The organism is Sphingobacterium sp. GVS05A, assembly GCF_019969845.1.
Taxonomy (GTDB): Bacteria; Bacteroidota; Bacteroidia; order Sphingobacteriales; family Sphingobacteriaceae; genus Sphingobacterium.
The window spans coordinates 155,047-174,876 of sequence record NZ_JAHXYR010000006.1 but is presented as its reverse complement, the minus strand read 5'-3'; the positions used below and the strand labels follow the sequence as shown (position 1 = coordinate 174,876).

The 19,830-nt window shown below is 45.0% G+C and carries 12 protein-coding genes and 1 riboswitch; of the genes, 3 read left to right on the top strand and 9 right to left on the bottom strand.

Features of this window, described 5'->3' with window-relative positions:
• Nucleotide 1: 1 nt before the first annotated feature.
• Complete coding sequence (locus LC454_RS16215; protein WP_223583520.1) at nt 2-1,060, bottom strand: HlyD family secretion protein; 1,059 nt, start codon at nt 1,058-1,060, stop codon at nt 2-4.
• A complete protein-coding gene (locus LC454_RS16210; protein ID WP_223583519.1) occupies nt 1,060-2,442 on the bottom strand; it encodes a TolC family protein in 1,383 nt (460 codons plus the stop codon). The genes LC454_RS16215 and LC454_RS16210 overlap by 1 nt, the downstream gene beginning before the upstream one ends.
• A 264-nt stretch (nt 2,443-2,706) precedes the next feature.
• Here LC454_RS16210 and LC454_RS16205 point away from each other — a divergent pair, with 264 nt between their 5' ends.
• Nucleotides 2,707-3,078, top strand: a complete 372-nt coding sequence (locus LC454_RS16205) for a BlaI/MecI/CopY family transcriptional regulator (RefSeq protein WP_120259032.1) — start codon at nt 2,707-2,709, stop codon at nt 3,076-3,078.
• The gene (locus tag LC454_RS16200) at nt 3,071-4,540 is read left to right on the top strand and encodes an N-acetylmuramoyl-L-alanine amidase (RefSeq protein WP_223583518.1); all 1,470 of its coding nucleotides are present in this window, start codon (nt 3,071-3,073) and stop codon (nt 4,538-4,540) included. The genes LC454_RS16205 and LC454_RS16200 overlap by 8 nt, the downstream gene beginning before the upstream one ends.
• 60 nt (nt 4,541-4,600) lie before the next feature.
• Here LC454_RS16200 and LC454_RS16195 read toward each other — a convergent pair whose 3' ends face one another.
• Entirely contained in the window at nt 4,601-5,365 is a 765-nt protein-coding gene (locus LC454_RS16195) for a DUF3050 domain-containing protein (RefSeq protein ID WP_223583517.1), read from the bottom strand.
• A gap of 211 nt (nt 5,366-5,576) precedes the next feature.
• Nucleotides 5,577-5,670: riboswitch (SAM-I-IV-variant riboswitch) on the top strand.
• 67 nt (nt 5,671-5,737) lie between these two features.
• Here LC454_RS16195 and LC454_RS16190 point away from each other — a divergent pair.
• On the top strand, nt 5,738-6,001 hold the full coding sequence (locus LC454_RS16190; RefSeq protein ID WP_223583516.1) for a 5-oxoprolinase: 264 nt from the start codon (nt 5,738-5,740) through the stop codon (nt 5,999-6,001).
• Nucleotides 6,002-6,099: 98 nt separating this feature from the next.
• Here LC454_RS16190 and LC454_RS16185 read toward each other — a convergent pair whose 3' ends face one another.
• From LC454_RS16185 to LC454_RS16160, 6 genes are all read right to left on the bottom strand, one after another.
• On the bottom strand, nt 6,100-7,617 hold the full coding sequence (locus LC454_RS16185) for a RagB/SusD family nutrient uptake outer membrane protein (RefSeq protein ID WP_223583515.1): 1,518 nt from the start codon (nt 7,615-7,617) through the stop codon (nt 6,100-6,102).
• Nucleotides 7,618-7,622: 5 nt separating this feature from the next.
• Entirely contained in the window at nt 7,623-10,820 is a 3,198-nt protein-coding gene (locus LC454_RS16180) for a SusC/RagA family TonB-linked outer membrane protein (RefSeq protein WP_223583514.1), read from the bottom strand.
• Between the two features lie 111 nt (nt 10,821-10,931).
• Complete coding sequence (locus tag LC454_RS16175) at nt 10,932-13,283, bottom strand: glycosyl hydrolase family 95 catalytic domain-containing protein (protein WP_223583513.1); 2,352 nt, start codon at nt 13,281-13,283, stop codon at nt 10,932-10,934.
• A gap of 6 nt (nt 13,284-13,289) precedes the next feature.
• On the bottom strand, nt 13,290-15,275 hold the full coding sequence (locus tag LC454_RS16170) for a sialate O-acetylesterase (protein ID WP_223583512.1): 1,986 nt from the start codon (nt 15,273-15,275) through the stop codon (nt 13,290-13,292).
• Nucleotides 15,276-15,372: 97 nt separating this feature from the next.
• A complete protein-coding gene (locus LC454_RS16165; protein ID WP_223583511.1) occupies nt 15,373-17,571 on the bottom strand; it encodes an alpha-galactosidase in 2,199 nt (732 codons plus the stop codon).
• A gap of 12 nt (nt 17,572-17,583) precedes the next feature.
• Nucleotides 17,584-19,824 carry a glycosyl hydrolase family 95 catalytic domain-containing protein gene (locus LC454_RS16160; RefSeq protein ID WP_223583510.1) on the bottom strand — a complete coding sequence of 747 codons (2,241 nt, stop codon included), beginning with the start codon at nt 19,822-19,824 and terminating at the stop codon, nt 17,584-17,586.
• Nucleotides 19,825-19,830 lie beyond the last annotated feature (6 nt).

The following is a 19,830-nucleotide window of genomic DNA, read 5'->3' as shown; positions in this document are numbered from 1 at the left end:
ATTATTGATTTTTTGAGACCGAAACATTGACATTCATTCCTGAGAGTAATTTTGCAGCTCCCTGACTCCGATCCAGTTCGATACGAACAGGAACACGCTGTACGATCTTCACAAAATTACCGGTCGCATTGTCCGGTGGAAGCAATGAAAAAGAAGATCCTGTTGCTGGCGAAATAGAAATTATCTTTCCATAGAATGTTTCATCCGGGTAGGCATCCGCAACAACCTCTACACGCCCGCCAAGGTTGAGATAACGCAATTGCGTTTCCTTAAAGTTGGCTGTCACCCAAGTTGGTGTTTCTGCATTGACAATAAATCCCAACACCTCGCCCGGATTTACCATCTGTCCTTTTTCAATGCTACGTTTCCCTACCCGACCATCATAGGGAGCCCGGATTACGGTATATCCTACATCAAGATGCTTTCGGTTTGCTGCAGCTGACAACCGTTCTTTCTCCGCATTGATTACCCCTTTTTTCACATCAACATCATTCACCCGATCCCACGATGCCTCCAACTTATGCTGCAATGCTGCAAGTTCACTTTTGTACACCTCCAGTGTGGCTTTTATGTCTTCCAGTTGTTGCGCCGTAGCAGATTTTTCATCAAACAGAAATTTATAGCGATCGTATTCCAGTTGCTGCTTCGTCATCCGCGCTTCGGCAGCAGCAATGGATTTTTCCAACGATTCATGTTCGGCCTGCAATATTTCCTTTTGGCTGCCCAGCACACTGATTTCCGCATTTTCTTTGTTTATCGAAGCCGAAGCTTGCTCAGCTTCATATTTGTACTCCCGGTTGTCGATCAGCAGTAAAGTGTCGCCCCGCTTGACCGATTGATGATCTTTAAAGTGAACCGAAACAATGTAACCACCCACACGGGAGATAATGGGATTAATATACTGGGTCACTTGTGCATCATTGGTATAGGTATACCGGATGCGCAGCCAGAGTATCCTTCCACCCCATAGTAAAAGTGCCAACAAAGCAATCCCAGCCAACCAATTGGTGATTCTGGTCAATTGTACATCGGTCATTGACCGGCCTGATTTAGGTTTCATTAGATAGTACCCTTCAAAAATTCAATAAAATAATAATGTTTCTGTATCGCGATCCGGGCGGATTCCAGATCAAAGTTTGTCTTGAGGCATTGCATATCTGCATCCAATAGATCCGTAATCAGTGCCGAAGACCTGAAATACCTATTTTTTATAATACGGGCATTTTCGTTGGCAAGGGCCAGATTTTTTTGGCAGACCGCTCCTTGTTCCAGTGCGAGGTTATAATCTAGATAGGCTTGTAGCAGTTCATTTTCCACCACTTCCTCCTCATGATGATGTTTGACCTCCTCTCGCTTCAAAGCAACCTGCGCTCCCCGGACAATATTTTTATTGAGGTACAATGCGGATATTGGGATGTTCAATTTAAGTCCTACGATATTTAAGTTGTACCAGCTCGCATTATATGGATAGAGAAATACCTGTGGATTCGCAAAAGTAAATGTATTGGTCAGGCCTAGTTCGGGCAGGTAGTTTGACTTCGCCTGTTTGATACTCAGTTTTTTCAACGCAACTTCCTGTTCGGATTTCAACAGTACAAAAGCTTGATGTTTGGCAACGGCAACGATTTCCGCATAGTTCAGCGGATGACTTTCCATCGTGGCACACATCGGGATAATTTCCTGTCGTATATCGGCAATCAGCTGCAATTTTTGGTTGATGATCTTGATATCATTAGCGATCTGTACCAAAAGCAGTTCGCGCTTGGACAATTCGAGAGAAATCCTTAAGACATCGCTATGCAGCACAACACCGGCTGTATAACGGTGTTCGATCTCTTTCAATTGTGTCCGCTGATCTTTGATATCCTGCTCGATCAGCAATTTGTTGCGATAGGCTAAATCCAGATCCAGAAACAAGTTACAGATCTCCAGCTTAATCTGTGCCGTGGAGCTTTTCCAATCAATGTTGGCCAGTTCCATTTCGAGCTTTTTTGATTCGATTTTCATAAGATCCCGATGGCCGTTGTAGAGGTTCAGGTAGAAATCGAGTCCGGTATCATACAGGTAATGGATAACATCGTGTTGTGATGGTTTGGCAAATATTCCCCGATCGTAGACCGGCATATTGCTCGCATAACTGGCGGAAGCCCTGACACTGATTTTCGGTAGCAATTCCATCCGTTGCTGCCGCAGGGCTATTCCTTTTTCCTGTAATTGCAAATGCGACTGTTCGATATACTTACTGTTTTGCAACGACTTACTGATCAGATCAGCGAGTGAGGTGCGTAGCGAGTCCTGGGCCTGCGTTTCTAAAACCGAGCATACAAGTACCACGATGGTGCCCATTGCTTTTGCCCAATACGGCGAAAAAAAGTTCAATGTCTTTCTGTTATTTTTTTGCGTTGCAAACTTAGACACTAATTGGAAAATGAATTTCTTCACAAACGCCAATATGTTATGTAAAAAAGACATTTTTTGATCAATTTTCCACAAAAGGACAAAATCTGCCAAAAATCCTCTCATCCCCTGGCATCTAATTCAGCCAACGATGGATACTCCCTACCCGCTTATCAGGCGGTGGCCGACTACCTATTGAAAAAATAAAATCACTAATAATCAATACATTATAGTTAATCAACTTATTTTTCAGTTTTAAAACTGAAAAACAAGTTGATTAACTGAAAAATAAGTTATAGCTTTATAACTATGGAAGAATTAACAAAAAAAGAAGAAGAAGTTATGCATGCTGTATGGAAATTAAAGCAGGCTTTTGTCAAAGATATTATTGAATATATGGATCCGACACAAACAACGCCTTATAATACCATATCATCCATTGTACGGATTTTAGAGAAAAAAGGGTATGTGGGTTTCAATTCCTATGGAAAGACTTACCAATATTATCCGCTGATCTCCAAGATGCAATACCGAAAGTTTTTCTTTTCGCGTGTCATGAACAAGTATTTTGATGATTCTGTCGAAAATCTTGTATCATTCATTGTCAAGGAACAAAAAATCAGCGAAACAGACATTGAGAAAATCAAGGAAATTATCAATAAAAGTAAAGAAGATGAATAACCTATTTTCCTATAGCATAGAGGCCAATATCAGTTTACTTATTTTAGTCTCGCTCTTTGTCCTGGCTTTTCGGCAGCTTTCATTTTTTCGTTGGAACCGGCTTTTGCTTATTGCGTTGGTGAGCTTTTGTACGCTGGTTCCTCTTCTTAAATTTAAGACTGATTATGTCAAATTAATCGATTCCAAAACAAATTCAAATCAGGAAATACAGTCGCCAGAGCAGCTGGGTTATTCCAATGCACCTTTTTTGATCGAACCCGAAGAACAGCTCAATCTATGGGACCGAATAGAGTTAAAAAAAATACTCGCTTACGCTTACTTATTGATCGTCATCTTCTTTCTGACACGATTAGTTTATCGCAGCTTAAAGCTCGTATGCTGTTTAAAGAAGATAGATTTTCAGGAGCATCAGGGAATTAAAGTAATCCCGCCGTTTAATCGCTTCAATAATTGTTCGATCTTTCATTATATCATTATGGATAAAAGCGCACTTGAAAATCCCGAAGGCAAGCTCATCTTTGCCCACGAGGCACAGCATATTTTAAAAGGACATGCCTGGGACAAATTATACATCGAGCTGATGTGCTGCATCTTCTGGATAAACCCCGCCATTTATTGGGTTCGGAAAGAACTGCATCGCCTACATGAGTTTCAAGTCGATATAGCGGTGGCTGAATGCTATGGAAAGACCGATTATGCGAGCTTCCTGCTGAATATGACACAACAAAATCAACAATTAGATTATATGCAAAGTAGAATTTTAAAAAACCAAAATGAATTGGTAGAACGCATCGACAGGTTGATGCGAAATCTATCACCACGCACGAAAGGTTATCAGTATCTGCTGTTTGTTCCTTGTATATTCGTGTTAATTGTCTCTTTTTCTTTTATTAATCCTCCGAAAGAAAAGATCTCCGCTACTAGCGCTGTTAAAAATGGCATAAAGACCATTGTTCTGGATCCGGGACATGGTGGCAAAGATAGTGGTGCCACCAACAGCAAGGGCCTCAAAGAGAAAGATCTCACTTTACAGGCTTGTAAGATGATTCAAAATGAACTTGAAAAAGAAGGTTTTCAGGTTGTATTGACCCATTCGAAAGACGAATTTATGATGCTCAAAGACCGTGCGGCCTTTACTGGTGACGCATTAATTTCTATTCATTTTGACATTGATCCTTCAAACGCCAAGCAGCCAATCGGCCTACGATATCCAAAAGCTGCTGAACTACCCAAGATACAGAATCAAAGCCGAGAACTTGCGTTCCGTCTCACAACAAATTTAAAAAATCAAGGATTAAGCACGCAGAAACCGGTTGAAAGCCATAGCCATGCGATCTTACGGGGAGCAAAAATACCAGCGCTCATTGTCAGCTTAGGGAATATGAATACCTTTTCCAACACATTGGATCCACAATTTATCAGCGCTTTTACCCAAGCCCTAAAAACGTCTCTGTCGGAGTAGTTTTCCGTAAAATTATCAGATCAATTCTTTTTACAAAGAAGCCAAACAATAGAAGATTCCTTATAGGGAATCTTCTATTGCGTTCCAGAGTTCAATGCGCTTTTGAAGCGCCTGTTTACTTATTATTTTCATTTCTTCCCACTTCTCATCATCCTCTTTGGCTAGATCGGCGATCATCTGCATTGCCAAAGGGCCATGCTCATCACCGTCCAAATCAATATGACGTTGGAAATAGTAGATAAAATTATCTAAGCTCGATTCAGGAAAGTTGGTTTTCAGCTCCTGCAAAATGGAGGTAAACATACCCGGGATAAGATCCTCACGACCAAATGTGAAAGCGGCAGCAATTTTATGTACCTCCCCTTCTTCGATCAATTCGAAAGTAAAATTCAGAAAATCTTTGATCCTTTTATCCAAGGTTGTCAATGCAATGGCATCAAAAATACTTTTGGATTTCTTGGCGTTCACGATAAACTTGTTAACCAGGTGCAGGTCTGCTCCCATTTCACTCATTGCGTCCAGATACATTTCAAAATGGCTCAAACGGCGACCATCGATATATTCATCGGATTCTTCCGCTAATACAATTTCGTTAATCAGATAGCGTGTCGAAGGATGCTCACTTGCAAACCAAGGCAAAGTTGTACAGGTCAATTTAATTTGCAAAGCTTTTAATAAAGACATAAAATCCCAAACGGCATACACATGCCCTTCGGTAAAAGAACGTAGATTCTTGATCGTTTTGATTTTAGGATACAAGGAGTGTTGCAATAATACCTCGCGTTCGGCAGCAATGTATTCGTTAATTTCCGCAATTCTATTCATGGCGCAAAAGTATTGTCTTATCTCTGTTTTTTAAAGTATTTTCAATGAGATTACAGTAACATGATAAATTACCGTCCAGCTATCCGCTTCATAACCAAATCACAGGCAACAGCCCGCCCCTGCTTTTTCACCTCCCCAGTCCTGTTGCTAACACTCATTTACAGTTAAAAACAAAAATATTTTTTATAATAAAAAATAATCTACTATATTTGTAGAGTATTCAGAATTGCATGATGCAATACCAACCGAGTGTAGACACCGCGGTGGTAAATTAATACGGGTTTCGACCAAAATAAACGTTATACAACGGTTATTTTCCCCAACAAGATCTGGATACAGTTTATGGTTTAATCCTTTAAATTTTTAAATTGTATGGCTACAACAACAAATCTTTACCAACACTTACTGGAAAAATTCAGCTACTATTCTACAGACGAACTGATACAGCTCAACAACGATACTATTTTGGGACAAGGCTGGGGTTCGGCCAAAGCGACCTTCCGGACAGCGCTGCTCAGTACCTTTTCCAAAAGAGGACTGGATCTCTCCAACATCATTTCCAAGGAAGACGGTTTTACCTCGGTGAAGCATGTTCCTGTACGCTTGGAACAGAACGTCTTGATTCCTTTACAGTAATCGTTATCGGCACAAAAATAGCGCGCATCGAAAGGACTTCGTGCGCGCTGCTGTTGTTGGTTTAGGAAATTGCCGATCTAAAGAAGGCTATAATCTTATTATTTATAGTTTGGATTCTGAATTAACACACCTGCGCTTTTCTCAATTTCTGTTTGTGGTAATGGCCAGCGGTAAAATTTGTCTTCAAAATGATATGGCACTTTACTGTCTTTGACCGCATTGAGTACTTCACCCGCGATATGCCAACGAATCAGGTCGTAATGCCGCAGTCCTTCGAAAGCAAGTTCTACTCTTCTTTCATGGCGAATACGGTCACGCATTTTTTCCTTGGTATAACCGGCAGGGAACCCGGGCATCTGGACGCGGCTCCTCAGGGTATTCATGGCATCGTAAACCGATGGATCTGGCCCGGCGATTTCATTTTGTGCTTCGGCATACATCAGTAGCACCTCTCCAAAGCGCAATACAACCGCATCCTGTTGGCTCAATGTTGAAAAGCCAAAAGGTAGGTTGGCCGGATCCAGGAATTTCAACACCCCATAACCTGTAGGCCTCGGATTCGACGGTGTATGGATCTTACCGCCGCCAAAGTCGGGATGATCCACGAAAATTGTTTTGCTCAAGCGCGGATCCCTATCTTTGAAGGGATTGGCTCGGTCAGTTAACGGTGATTCACCATAAGGCAGACCGTCTTTGCATTCATAGGTATCCACCAGGTTTTGCAACGGCGAAGCTGCTATCCAATCGCCTAGGTACATGTCCCAAGGGGCTGTATTATTCGGTGCCAGAAAATTGACCGAAAAGATAATCTCGGTATTGTTCTTCTGTGTCGCGTCGCGAAAGACATTTTCAAAAGCTGTACTCAGAGTATACTCTTTCATGACATCGGTGCATAAGTCTTTTACTTCTTTCAAAATTGCTAAATCGGGTACCCCTTTGTCGCCATAAGCCGCAAATAATAAAACCCGTGCTTTCAAGGCTTTTGCTGAACTTGCGGTCGCATGCCCCCCATTATTGAAATAAGGTTTAGCCGCTAAGTTGGCGATCCCAAAATCCAGATCAGCCCGAATTTGTTTTAGAATATTCTCCGCAGTTTCCTTTGGCTGACGCTGATTCTCCAGACTGAGGGAAGTCAGCACAAGCGGCACCTCACCATAAATACTGTACAATTGGAAATAAACAAAAGCACGGATAAAGCGGGCTTCGGCTTCCATGTTCTTCTTCTCCCCATCGTTCATATCGGAGCCGTTATAGCCCTGAAGCTTTTCGATCAGGCGATTGGCACGTCCTATTCCCACATAAGCATCGTTATAAATACCGGTCTCGTAGCCCCCTGTGGTCGGATTTAAGTTCCCACCGACGATTTCATTAACGCTACCTGAGTTGAACTGATTGTAGCCATTGTCGGTCAGACAGTCCCGGAAAGGCATCCCATAAGAGAAGGCTTCACTCTGCAATGACGCGTATACACCGGCCAAGGCATTATCAAAATCCGATTTCTTGCCAAAATAATTGTCCGAAGCAATCTGATCCAAAGGGTTGAGGTCCAAGGCACTGTTACAGGAACCCAATAATAGGCCGGATAGCATCAACGCTGTTATAAATTTCTTTTTCATAGCACTTAAAAGTTAACTTGTACACCAAATGAATAAATCTTGTTTTGAGGATATTGTATTAGATCTCCATTTCCATAGCGTTCAGGATCCAAGCCCTTAAATTTGGTCGCAGTAAGGAGGTTATCACCCGAAAAATAAACCCGCAAGCGATCAATTTTATATTTTTTTAATAACCCATCCGGTAAAGTATATCCTAACACGAGATTTTTCAACCTGAAATACGAAGCATCCTGTATAAAATAGCTGGAAGCCCGGCTGAATTTCTCCGGAGCACTCCACCCCCAATAAATACGGGGCATAGTAGTCGAAGGATTTTCAGGTGTCCAACGGTCTAACCAGTCTTTTGTCGGCGGGCTACCTTGCACAAATGGGGTTACGCCCCAGCCCGACACATAGGATTTGACGCCGTATACCCCTTGTAATAGGGCCGAAAAGTCAAAACCCCTAAAACTAGCACTTAGATTAAAACTATAGTTCAGCTTTGGATCTACACCGGCTATCATTGTTTTGTCGTTCGCATCTATTTTTCCGTCCCCATTGACATCTCGATACTTAAGGTCTCCCGGTAGTGTATTATCATTAAACTGCTTAGGCGCCCCCGCTACTTCGGCATCGGATTGAAATATGCCAATGACTTCGTAGGTATAAAAGCTGTCCATTGCATAGCCATTTTTTTTGATCGTATAGCCGCCGATTTCAGGTTCTCCAAATTTGACCAGCTTGTTTTTGAAACGATCGAGGTTTGCACCTAGCTGATAGCGTAAACCTTCCAATACCCCCGTGGTAAGCTGATTACGATAGGTAATTCCTAATTCAACACCTTTATTTTCAACGATACCGTCATTGATATTTGGGGCGCCCAATCCGACGATTGCCGTGATCTGCGAAGGGCGTAGGATGTCGGTTGTCCGTTTCTTATACCAGTCGAAAGTAATATCCAAATTTTTGAACAGGCTTAAATCTACCCCGACATCTGTCATGGTCGTTGTTTCCCATTTGATCAGTGGGTTGGTCAGTCTTTGCTGTGCCACCCCCGATTGCAGGCTATTGTTATCAAATGAATAATTACCTGTAAGTCCCAATACAGGCTGGTATGGATAATTTAAGGAGTAGCCATTCACATCCACCACGTTCTGATTCCCAAGTTGGCCCCAAGATCCACGGATCTTCAAATTATCCAACCAACCGGAAGCGAATTCCTTGACAAACGATTCTTCCGATACACGCCAGCCTGCAGAGAAAGAAGGAAACGCTGCCCAACGGTTTTTACCGTAAAACTTGGAACTACCGTCGTAACGCATATTGGCTTCCAAGAGGTATTTCCCTTGATAATCATAGTTCAACCGTCCGAAATACGAGATTAGCGCCCATTGGTTGGCTGTCCCGTTTGCCCGTTGAATATCCGATCCCCCGGCATTTAATTCTGTTAGCGTATCGTCGACAAAATTCTGTCTGAAGCCCTGGAGGTAGGTATACTTACTTTTTTCAATGCTATATCCGGCCTGAGCTTTGAGGTGGTGTGCCCCAAACGAGCGATCATAGTTGAGGTAAGTGAATAAATTGGTGTATATCGTTTGCTGATCCTGATCCGTAAGTCCCTTTCCAAGATCCAATGTCGTTCCGAGTGTGCCCGTATGGTAATAATATTCATCCAACGTTGATTTATAATCCTTGTACTTGTCCATATTGAAATTATAGGCACCTTTGGTGTACCAGGAAAGCCCCTTAAACAGCTGTACCTCCATCCAGGCCTGTAAATTAGCCGCATAGTCATCGGTATTGTAGGTGAATTTCCGGTCCAATACAGCCATCGGGTTTTTATTGTTGTACTCCCAGTCGTAAGCTTTGTAAGTATACCGTCCACTGCCATCCGGCAAAAAAGGACCATAGGTTGGTGCCTGCGACATGGCCGACAGGAAGAGGTCTTTGGATCCCCCCGGGATAGATTCCGTATGTCCTGTCTTGAGCAAGATATTTGTTCCGAATTTAATACCCTCCGAGATTTTGGTCGTCAGATTGAGCCGGGCGGAATAACGGTCGTAGTTAAAACCTTTGATCATTCCATCCTGATTGACGTAGCCCAAACCAACATTAAAGGTTGTCTTCTCGTTTCCGCCCTGGATACCGAGATTATGGGTATAAGTCGGTTTAGTTTGGAAAATAAGCCCCAGCCAGTCCGTATTTGGATATTTTATAGGATCGTTGCTATTGCGATAGGCAGCGATCACATCGGCGGGATATAGGCCATCGTTGAGATTGGAATTCTTACGCGCTTCGTTGTATAATTCCATATACTGCGCCGAATTGGTGATCAGATCAAACATTTTCGTGGGCTTATAGATACCCACATTTCCGTCATACTGAACGGTTGTTTTTCCCGATTTCCCTTGTTTCGTCGTGATCAGAATAACGCCATTGGCTGCGCGCGAGCCGTAGATTGCTGCGGAGGCGGCATCTTTCAGCACGCTGACATTTTCGATATCATTGGGATTGACGTCGGAGAATTTTCCCTGCACACCATCAATGAGCACCAAAGGATCCGATCCGGCACCGCTAAAGGTGCCCTTACCCCGAATACGGATGGATACGCCTTCATTGCCCGGTTCTCCCGAGCCTTGATTGATCTGAACACCCGGTACTGCCCCCTGCAGCATGGAAGCTGTATTGACAACGGGCCGTTTGATCATATCTTTGCCACTCACTGTAGCCACGGCACCGGTTAGGTTTACTTTCTTTTGTGTACCGTAACCGACGACAACGACCTCTTCCAAACTCGACGAAGCGTCGTTCAGCTGCACATTCACAGTTCCCTCATTGGCAGCAACAGCCATTTCCCGGCTTTCAAATCCCAGCGAAGAGAACGTCAGTACGACAGTTCCACCCGTCAGCCTGAGCTCGAATTGTCCCTGCTGATCCGTTTGTGTTTCCTGCATCGTATTTTTGACCCGTACTGTCACACCGGGTAGCGGGCGCCCTGTATTATCCAGCACTTTTCCTTTTATTGTACGCTGTTGACGTATTACACCCGCGACTGTGGAAGGAACTTTTTCTGTTGTGGCAAAACGACGATCTGTTTTCCTTAGTGATGCAGCGGAGCCCGTGTAGGGTACAGCTATCGAAAGACAGAGTGCCATTATACTGGCCTCAGGACCGAAGGACAGGCCCTTGATCAAAGGCCATTGTCTTGTCTTTTCTGTTTTCATATTTACTTTTTTTGTTTATAAGGTGCTTTTATCTTGAAATTTTTGGCACAAAGCATCCCCTATCATGCAAAAAATTGCATGATCCAATTCGGTTGAGGACGCTATGTTATGTTATTTTTCTTTTGTACGATAGGCGATCCAGTTATGATCTATACATACGTTAAGTTGTTGTGATTTGGCTGAATAAATCTGATAGTTCAGTATCTTACCATCTTTCCATTCCATATCTAATGTGTGATTTCCCTTGATGCGCATGCCCCTCACCCGACCTTCTTTTTTCCAGGCCTGAGGAACTGCGGGCAGAAGATACACCGTATCCTGATGGGACTGCACCAGCATCTCGGCAATGGCAGCTGCTCCACCAAAATTACCATCGATCTGAAATGGAGGACCTGCTGTTAGCAAATTAGCGTAAACACCACCACCGGCGCCATAATTGATATGTGTATCGACACGTGGGGTCATGAGTTGCCGAAATAATTTATAAGCCCGTTCGCCTTCATGCAATCTGGTCCAGAAGAGAAGTTTATGGGCAATGGCCCAGCTCGGTCCATCATCCCCCCGTACATCTAGGCTTTTTTTAGCGGCAAGCTGCCAGTCCGGATGTTCATCATAACGGATCAGATAACCGGGATACAAACCGTACAGATGCGAGATATGCCGATGCTGCGGATCCACCTCTTCATAATCTTCGATCCATTCCATGATGCGGCCATCTTTGGCGATCTGTACCGCCGGAGCTAAGCGTTTAAGCTGCGCTGCGACCTGCGTTAAAAAAGGATCCGATTGTTTGCCCAATAAACCCGCCGCATGAATGATATTTCCAAATAATTCACGTACGATCTGATTATCTATCGTTGGTCCCATCGTGACGTTTGCCTGCTGCCCATTCGGGAGCTTGAAGGAATTTTCGGGAGATACAGAGGGCGAAGTCAATAGCCAGCCCTTCGTTGGGTGTTCGGTCAGGGCACTGGAATAAAACTGTGCTGCTCCATAGAGAATCGGGTATATCCGCCGTAGATAGTCCATATCTTCGGTATAGAGGTAATGTTCCCAAAGGTTATTGCAGAGCCAGCCCGAGCCTGCATTGGCAATGCCCCAGGAAGCAGACTCTCCGGGTTCTGTATAGCCCCATACATTGGTGATCACATGGGCCACCCAGCCCGGTGCATTATAGTACGCTTTCGCGGTTTTTGCCCCCGGGGCCATAAGGCCTTCCACAAGACCCACCAAGGGTTCATTGAGCTCACCCAGGTTGGCCGCCCCGAGGTGCCAATGGTTCATCTGCACATTGATATCCAGGTGGTAGTCCCCATTCCAGGGTGTCTGAATCTGATTTGCCCATAAGCCCTGTAAGTTTGGTGGTAGCAAGCCTAAGCGCGTACTGCTGATACTAAGGTAACGACCATACTGATAGAATAGCGCTGCCAGCCCAGGATCCTGATCCGGTTCTTTACCAAAGGCCACCAGACGCTGATCGGTCGGTAAGTCATCTTTCGACTGCCCCAATCGGAGCGACAAACGGTTGAACTTTGCTAAATAGTTTCGTAGATGGTCGGCATACTGCTGGCTATAGGATTTTTTCAAAGCCTTTGTTAGCGTTACAGCTGTCGTACGCTCAAAATCCTTACCTTTAAAATCAGTATCTGTCGCCACGTAAATCAGCACTTCGTCAGCCTGCTGGATGACAATAGATTGTCCTTTTAGAAGCTGTTTTCCCCCTTTAATCTGTGCGCGGACACGTGTTTTAAACTGCATTCCTTTACCGTCCACACCATTATCCAATTGCCCTACCAAAACAAGCTCACCATCCTCGGTCCTGGCAGTCGCCCTTTCGGGACGGTCAATCTTGATTTCCAGGCTAATCTGCCCTTTTTTGCTGCTCTGTAAACGAATAACGCCCAGGTCATCAGCAAAGCTTGTCCAATATTCGCGGCTATACCTGACACCTTTGAGCTCATAGCTTGTTTTTGCCATCGCCTTATTGAGGTCCAGTTCCCGACGATAGTTCTGCACTGCGGTGAGATCCGTTTGTCCGTCAAAGGCAAGCATCAAATTGCCGAGCACTTGATAACAGCCCCATTGCTTGCCGCCCGATCCGGGGCCTTTGCAGATAAAATGCTGGTCTATCAGACGCTGAGCGAGGTCGTTTTTCCCACTTTTGATCAGATTTCGAATACTATCCAAATACCTGCTGGCCTCATAATTATTGGCATCCTGAGGACTTCCCGACCATAGGGTGATATCATTGAGTACAATATGGTCATTCTTCAATCCACCATCGGGCATCATGCCAATTTTTCCATTGCCCAGGGGTAGGGTCTCCTCCCATTGTTTTGCCGGCTGCCGATACCAAAGTTTGCCCCCCTGCACTTGCCCAAATAAATTGCCCGAAAAAAAGAAAACCACAAGCGTGCAAAGTAACTTACCTTTCCGAAGATTTATTTTTGATGATCTACTCATGTGGTTTTAGTTTTTTGTCCAGTCATCGGTTCGAAAGGGAGATCCGGGTATCCCGGCTTCGTTGTATAAAGTCAGATCCGGGTTATCGGCCCAGCCGTAGCGCACTGCGACGGGCGACGGTACTTCTTTGGCAGATACGATCAGCTTATTTCCGACCTGTTTGACTTCTGCAGGATAAAAGACCTGATCGGCACCAGCAATTGTGAAACTACCGTTGCGTTTATCCGCTCCTTTCAGCACCAGTTTTTTGCCCATGGGGTTAAAACTAAGTTCCATTTCTGCAGCTTTTGTCGTCCAATGCTGAAGGACAGGACCCGAATAAGGGATATTCTTGCCATAGAGCTGCGCTGTTGCGATCCAGCCAAGTCTTCTACCGACATCCTGCTTATTTTTCGGATGGATATCCTGTGCATCGCCGATATCCGTTATAACAGCCATACCTGTATAAGGCAATTTGAGTGTTTGGCGCTGCGCTTCCCGTAATCTCGCCCAGGAAGAAGGCTGCGGTGTTACACTTTTCGCTTTAAAGTTGGCCAGTTGAACAAAATAAAAAGGCATCTTTTCATTGTTCCACTGCTGGCGCCAGTCCTGAATCAGTGCTGGCAGCAGTTGCTGATAAGGAGCGTCTTTTGAATCCGCGTTACTTTCACCCTGGTACCAAATGGCGCCTTTTATTTTAAAATCCACAAAAGGCTTAACCATGGCATTGTAAAGCACAGTAGGTCTGTTGGGACCCTCCATCGCATTAGGTTTTGCCGGCAGCTTCGCCAGATCATAACCTACTTTGCATTTCCAGTCTCCAACGAGAGATAGCTGTTCGCCATTTGGCCCTTCCAGTCGCGGCTGTTCTGTTCCGCCATATATTCCACCATCGCCGGCTCCATCAAATACGCGAACGGCGATATGCAATAGGCTGCCGTTGTTGGCCGTTGCAGGAACAGTATACTTCCGAATCTGGTCGTAACCGACAGTTTCACCCACTTTTGTACCATTGACATAAGTGATGTCGTTGTCATCAATCGCTCCCAAAATCAACTTGAGGGGTTTACCTTGCCAATGTGCCGGTAGTTCAACGTCTTTGCCAAAATAAACGACACCATCCATTCCCGGAAATAGGTTCTTGTCAAAAAAGCTCGGAATTGTAATCGTAGACCAGCTGCTTTTATCCAATTGTGGCGCAAACCAATTGCCCTGCGTTGCTGTCTTCACCTGATCCTGCTGTTCGGCGACGCGATTCCATTCGGCCAGATCTTTCGCATAGATTTCCTGTGCATCCGGACGTTGAATTTTTTCAATGGCCGCCGTATAGGTTGAAAAAGGTGTAAGTGCCTCTCGGCTCATCCAGGCTTCAATGATTGTTCCGCCCCAGGAGGAATGGATCAGGCCAATGGGAATGCCTGTTTTCTCGTAGATCTCACGTGCAAAAAAATAGGCTGTCGCCGAAAACTCCGGAATACTTTGTGGCGTCACCGGATTCCATCCACCGGACTCCACCTTTACTGCTGTAGTAGGTTGATTGGCGGTTGCTTTTGGAATCTGCAAAATACGAATATTGGGAAAGTTGGCTGCTTTGATTTCCTGCTCAAAGTTATTGATCTTACCCCAGCCCGCCAGGGGCATTTCCATATTTGACTGTCCTGAACAAAACCAGACTTCACCGATCAGAATATTTTTTAGGATTAATTGATCACCATCGTTGATGGTAATTTGGTAGGGTCCACCGTATTTCGGTGTCTCCAGATAGACTTGCCAGCCTCCCTGCTGATCGACCTCAACCTGATAGCTCTTGTTGTTCCAGCTGGTGTTTACGCTAAGTTCCTTGCCGACTGCGGTACTGGTTCCCCAGATCTTGACCTTTTCTTTCTGCTGCATCACCATATTGTCGCCAATAAAAGCTGGCAGCTGTACTTTGGCCTGTAGTGCAGAAAATCCACTGGCAACGCTGAGTAGCAGGGCCAACAAAGTCCGTTTATACTGTTTAGGTTTTATCATGATTTTTGAGTTTGTTGCTCAATTGGGTTTATACATTTGGCGCATCCGAAGTCCGGGCTGTTAGCGTCGGAGCTTCGGATGTGCCACAGTTATTCTTTTAAAGTGCCGATATTTTTAGTAAAACACTGGGGCGGTTGCTATTCAGGTCTGGATTTACGCCAACTTTCATCAGGTAGTCGCCCGAATAGGTTTGTCCCTGGCCTAAGCTCGACTTGGTTCCCGGATACAGGTTGATCTCCTCCACCCGGTATTGCTTTTGGGCATCCAGTCCTTTTAAACGGACAGGATCGGTTGTTCCGATGCCATAGCGGTTATTGACCAGGTAGTTGAAGATGACAGCCTCGGTTTTTTGACTATTCACGTAGCTGAGGGCGGCAAAGTCTCCTTCACGTGGATCGGCCAAACGATACTGCTCCCCATGCCAGATTGTCCCTTTAAGCGCGTCGTAATTCTTTACCGCCTGCTGGCAGAATAACAGATCCTGTTCTTTCAGGTGGCTCACCACAATATCAAAACCCAGTTTACCCATCATAGCTACATCCGTACGGAATTTGAGGGACTGTTTTCCCCAGTCTGTCACATGGTTTGAGGTGCTGATTGCCGGGAAAAAGTACGAATACTCGTACTGCATAAAAATACGCTCCAAAGGGTCTGTATTGTCCGAAGGCCAAAATTCGGTAAAGTACCGAAGTGCCGCATAGTCCACACGACCACCACCGCCCGAACATAACATCATCGGCACTTTCGGATACTTCGAACGAATGCGCTCCAGCACTTTATAAAGGCCTTCCACATACGAAACATAGAAAGCACCCTGGTCTTTTAGAAATGCGGAATGCGCATTGTAAATGACCGCATTACAGTCCCATTTGATATAGGCCAATGTCGGATTTTTAGTAAACAGGTCGTCCAGAATCTGGAAAACAAAATCCTGCACCTTGGGATTTGTCAGATCCAGGATCAACTGATTTCGGAAGTAATGTTCTTCACGCTGTGGCTGTTTGACGACCCAATCCGGATGTTGCTCGTAGAGTTCGGATTTGGGGCTAACCATTTCGGGTTCTACCCAGATTCCGAATTTAACGCCCTGCTTGGTCGCTTCTTCCACGAGTGTTGCGATACCATTGGGCAGTTTTGTCCGGTTCGGTTGCCAATCTCCTAGACTGGAGTGATCGCTGTTACGCGGATATTTATTTCCAAACCAGCCATCATCCAATAAAAATAGATCAACGCCTAGTTTCTTGGTATCCTGGAGCAAACCTTTTAATTTTTGTTCATTAAAATCAAAGTAGGTCGCCTCCCAATTGTTGAGTAAAGTCAGACGTTCGCCATTTCCATCCAGCAGCTGATATTTACGGGCCCAATTGTGCAGATTTCGGGAGGCGGTGCCTTTTCCCTTTGTCGACAAGGTATAGATCAATTTGGGCGTTGTAAATTCCTGGTTGCTGGCTAATTTTACATTGGAAGCGTAGTTATTTATGCCGGCAATGATACGTAGGTTATTGAGGTAATCCACTTCAAAATCCACCTTAAAATTCCCACTATACCCCAGGCTTGCCATCAGTACTGTTCCTTCATCTTCGGATGCCGCCTTGCCCAGTGACACCATAAAGGAAGGTGGCTGGAATAAATTCGCGCGTGTTCCGAGCTTACTGTCCAACACTTTAATGCCATGAGTCAAGGGTGCCTCCTCTACTTGCATTTCTTTTGCCCAGTCGCCATGGTACTGCCGTAGCCAATACGCGTTGGAGCGCAGGGTCAGATTGGCCGAAGCAAATTTTTCCAGCGTGATGACTTTCTTTTCCTTATTTTGGATCGTTGCCCACTGCTCAATGATGTCCTCATTCAAAAACGATTTGTAGTGTAAAACGACATAAATATCGTATACCGGATCTTTTAGGGTGATATCAAGCTGTTTGACATTGGCATCCAGGTTTTTCACCTCATGCTTTTCATAGCGCAGGTCCAGGGACCGGTTACCATCGGCATGAACGACACTGATGGCGGGTTCCAGTAGGTTTTTTGAACCTGAGGGGGTATACGCCGCGTTGGAGAGGCCACTATAATCTGTCAATTGCCTATAACCGCTTGCAATGGTCGAGTACTCTTTAGAATCACTCAATTTTTCACCGTAATAGAGCATTTTCAGTGTTTTCGTGGAATCGTACTCCAACACTAGGGCATTCGATCTGGTTTCAATAGGAATCTGTTTGGACTGCGCCTGTGCCTCCAGATGGACAAGCCCCTGGGTCATCAAAAGCCCGAGTACAACATGTTTAAAATGATGGGTTGGCATATATAAATAGATTTAGGATTTGTTAACGAACTTGACTATTTTGTTTGCTTTCAATTGAACCTTATAAAGGTATTTACCATTGATTTCCTGCTGTGGGCTTAGACCTGCCAATGGGGAAGGACTTAACACCTGAATCGTTTGATCCTGCGGCGAAGAAAGAATAAGCTGCTTAATGCGGCTATTATTCCATTCCATCTTTTCGATGTGTACATTGCCACGGGCTTTGAGTCCTTTAACTGTTCCGGCCGACCAGCGATCAGGCAGTGCAGGAAGTAATTCCAGCACATCCGTTTGCGACTGCAGCAACATTTCACTCACCGCAGCTACATAACCCAAGTTGCCATCAATCTGAAAGGGTGGATGCGCGCAGAGCAAGTTGGCATACACTCCGCCTCCATTGTTATAATCGATGCCCTCTCCGCCAACGAGGTTAATGAAATTCGTTAAAATCTTATAGGCATGATTTCCATCCTGTAATCTCGCCCAAAAGGCAACCTTCCAGGCCATGGACCAACCGGTCGATTCGTCGCCACGCGCGGTGAGGGTAACTCGTGCAGCTTTGGCCAGTTCCGGTGTTTTTAAAACAGAGAATTGGTTACCGGGATACAGACCAAACAGATGCGATACATGGCGGTGCTTGTCCTCTGGATCATCACGATCCGTTTCCCACTCCTGCAGCTGTCCCCATTTACCGATTTTGGGTTTGAGCAGCGCATCGCGAAGTGCCGTGATATGCTTACGGTAATCGGTGTCCAACTTCAGAATTGTGCTCGCCTGGATGTAGTTGTTAAAGAGATCGTAAATAATCTGGTGGTCATAGCTCACGGCATCCTCTGTGGGGCCATGTTCCGGCGACCAGCCCTTTGGCGCCACCACAGTTCCGTCCGGTCTTCGAACCAGACGATCATCCCAAAACTCGCTTATTTCTTTTAAAATCGGGTATGCAAATTCGCGTAGGTATTTCTCGTCCTTGTTAAAGGCATAATGCTCCCAGAGCGCCTGTGCATACCAAGCACTTCCGGGGGTGTTCCAAAGGAAGCTCTCCCCACCGAAGATATTATTTTCGGTCTTTACGGTCCAGCCTCTTACGCCTGGAAATTCCTTTTGTGTATTTATTTTTTTCACCTCACGCATGCTATTGATATAATCGAGGTAAGGCCAGGCCGATTCACGCAGATTAGCGACTTCTGCAGGCCAATAGTTCATCTGTACATTGATATTGGAATGGTAATCTGAGCGCCATGGTGGATTGTTACTGTTGTTCCAGAGTCCCTGCAGGTTTGCAGGCAAACCGCCCTTCCGTGAGGAACTGATCAGCAAATAACGTCCATATTGGTATACCAATGCTTCCAGAGCCGGGATCGGCTGTTTTTTATAGGCTTCCAACAGTGCTTTTGTTGTTTGCTTGCTGTCCAGCTGGCTATGGTCGAGATCAAGCTCCACGCGGTTGAACAGCGCTGTATAATCTGCAACGTGCCGTGCCAGCAGCTTATTTACGCCATATTTTTCCGCTTGCTGCAGATAACGTTCATTGACCTTCATCGGTTCTTCGGCCGACTTCCATTTGGTAGCCCGTGTATTGGCATAATCAGTTGCGGCACTCAGCAGCAGAATAAGTCGATCGGCAGATTTTACGGTAAGGACAGCCTGTCCTTTTTCATCTGTCGTTTTGGAAAGTGAACCACCAACAACCTGCACGCGTACCTGTGCGGCATACCGCATACCATTGTCGAGCGTTCCCTGAAACCACAGATGACCATCTTCTACCTGCACCGCCTGCCCATGTGCATCCTGAAGTGCAATCTGGGCATTGAGTTTCCCTTTTTTACTGTTTGCATAGTCAAATACCATGACCTGATCGGGCTGACTCGCAAAATACCGACGGTTGATTTGCTGTCCATCCTGCTGATAAGCTATTTCATGCAGCCCTTTATCCAAATTCAATTTTCGGCTATAGGTGGTAAAGGATTTATTAACATCGGAGTCAAAGCGAACAAAAAGATCACCAAAAGCCTGATAGGCACCTGTTTCCTGTTCATCACCTGTCCATAGGCTATTTTCATTAAATTGAATATGTTCCTGATTTACGCCCGCGAAGATCATAGCGCCAATTCGTCCATTTCCGATGGGGTATGCTTCAGTCATCCAGTCCGTTGCGGGCTTATTATCCCAGAGGTAATAGCGTTGTGCATACGATGTGGCCGAATAGAGGGTCAAGCATATAAAGATGAGGCATTTAATTTTTCTGTGCATTAACAT

Coding starts and splice junctions, on each gene's coding strand:
- LC454_RS16215 (WP_223583520.1), bottom strand. CDS start 1,060: ATGAAACCTAAATCAGGCCGGTCAATGACCGATGTACAATTGACCAGA.
- LC454_RS16205 (WP_120259032.1), top strand. CDS start 2,707: ATGGAAGAATTAACAAAAAAAGAAGAAGAAGTTATGCATGCTGTATGG.
- LC454_RS16200 (WP_223583518.1), top strand. CDS start 3,071: ATGAATAACCTATTTTCCTATAGCATAGAGGCCAATATCAGTTTACTT.
- LC454_RS16195 (WP_223583517.1), bottom strand. CDS start 5,365: ATGAATAGAATTGCGGAAATTAACGAATACATTGCTGCCGAACGCGAG.
- LC454_RS16190 (WP_223583516.1), top strand. CDS start 5,738: ATGGCTACAACAACAAATCTTTACCAACACTTACTGGAAAAATTCAGC.
- LC454_RS16185 (WP_223583515.1), bottom strand. CDS start 7,617: ATGAAAAAGAAATTTATAACAGCGTTGATGCTATCCGGCCTATTATTG.
- LC454_RS16180 (WP_223583514.1), bottom strand. CDS start 10,820: ATGAAAACAGAAAAGACAAGACAATGGCCTTTGATCAAGGGCCTGTCC.
- LC454_RS16175 (WP_223583513.1), bottom strand. CDS start 13,283: ATGAGTAGATCATCAAAAATAAATCTTCGGAAAGGTAAGTTACTTTGC.
- LC454_RS16170 (WP_223583512.1), bottom strand. CDS start 15,275: ATGATAAAACCTAAACAGTATAAACGGACTTTGTTGGCCCTGCTACTC.
- LC454_RS16165 (WP_223583511.1), bottom strand. CDS start 17,571: ATGCCAACCCATCATTTTAAACATGTTGTACTCGGGCTTTTGATGACC.
- LC454_RS16160 (WP_223583510.1), bottom strand. CDS start 19,824: ATGCACAGAAAAATTAAATGCCTCATCTTTATATGCTTGACCCTCTAT.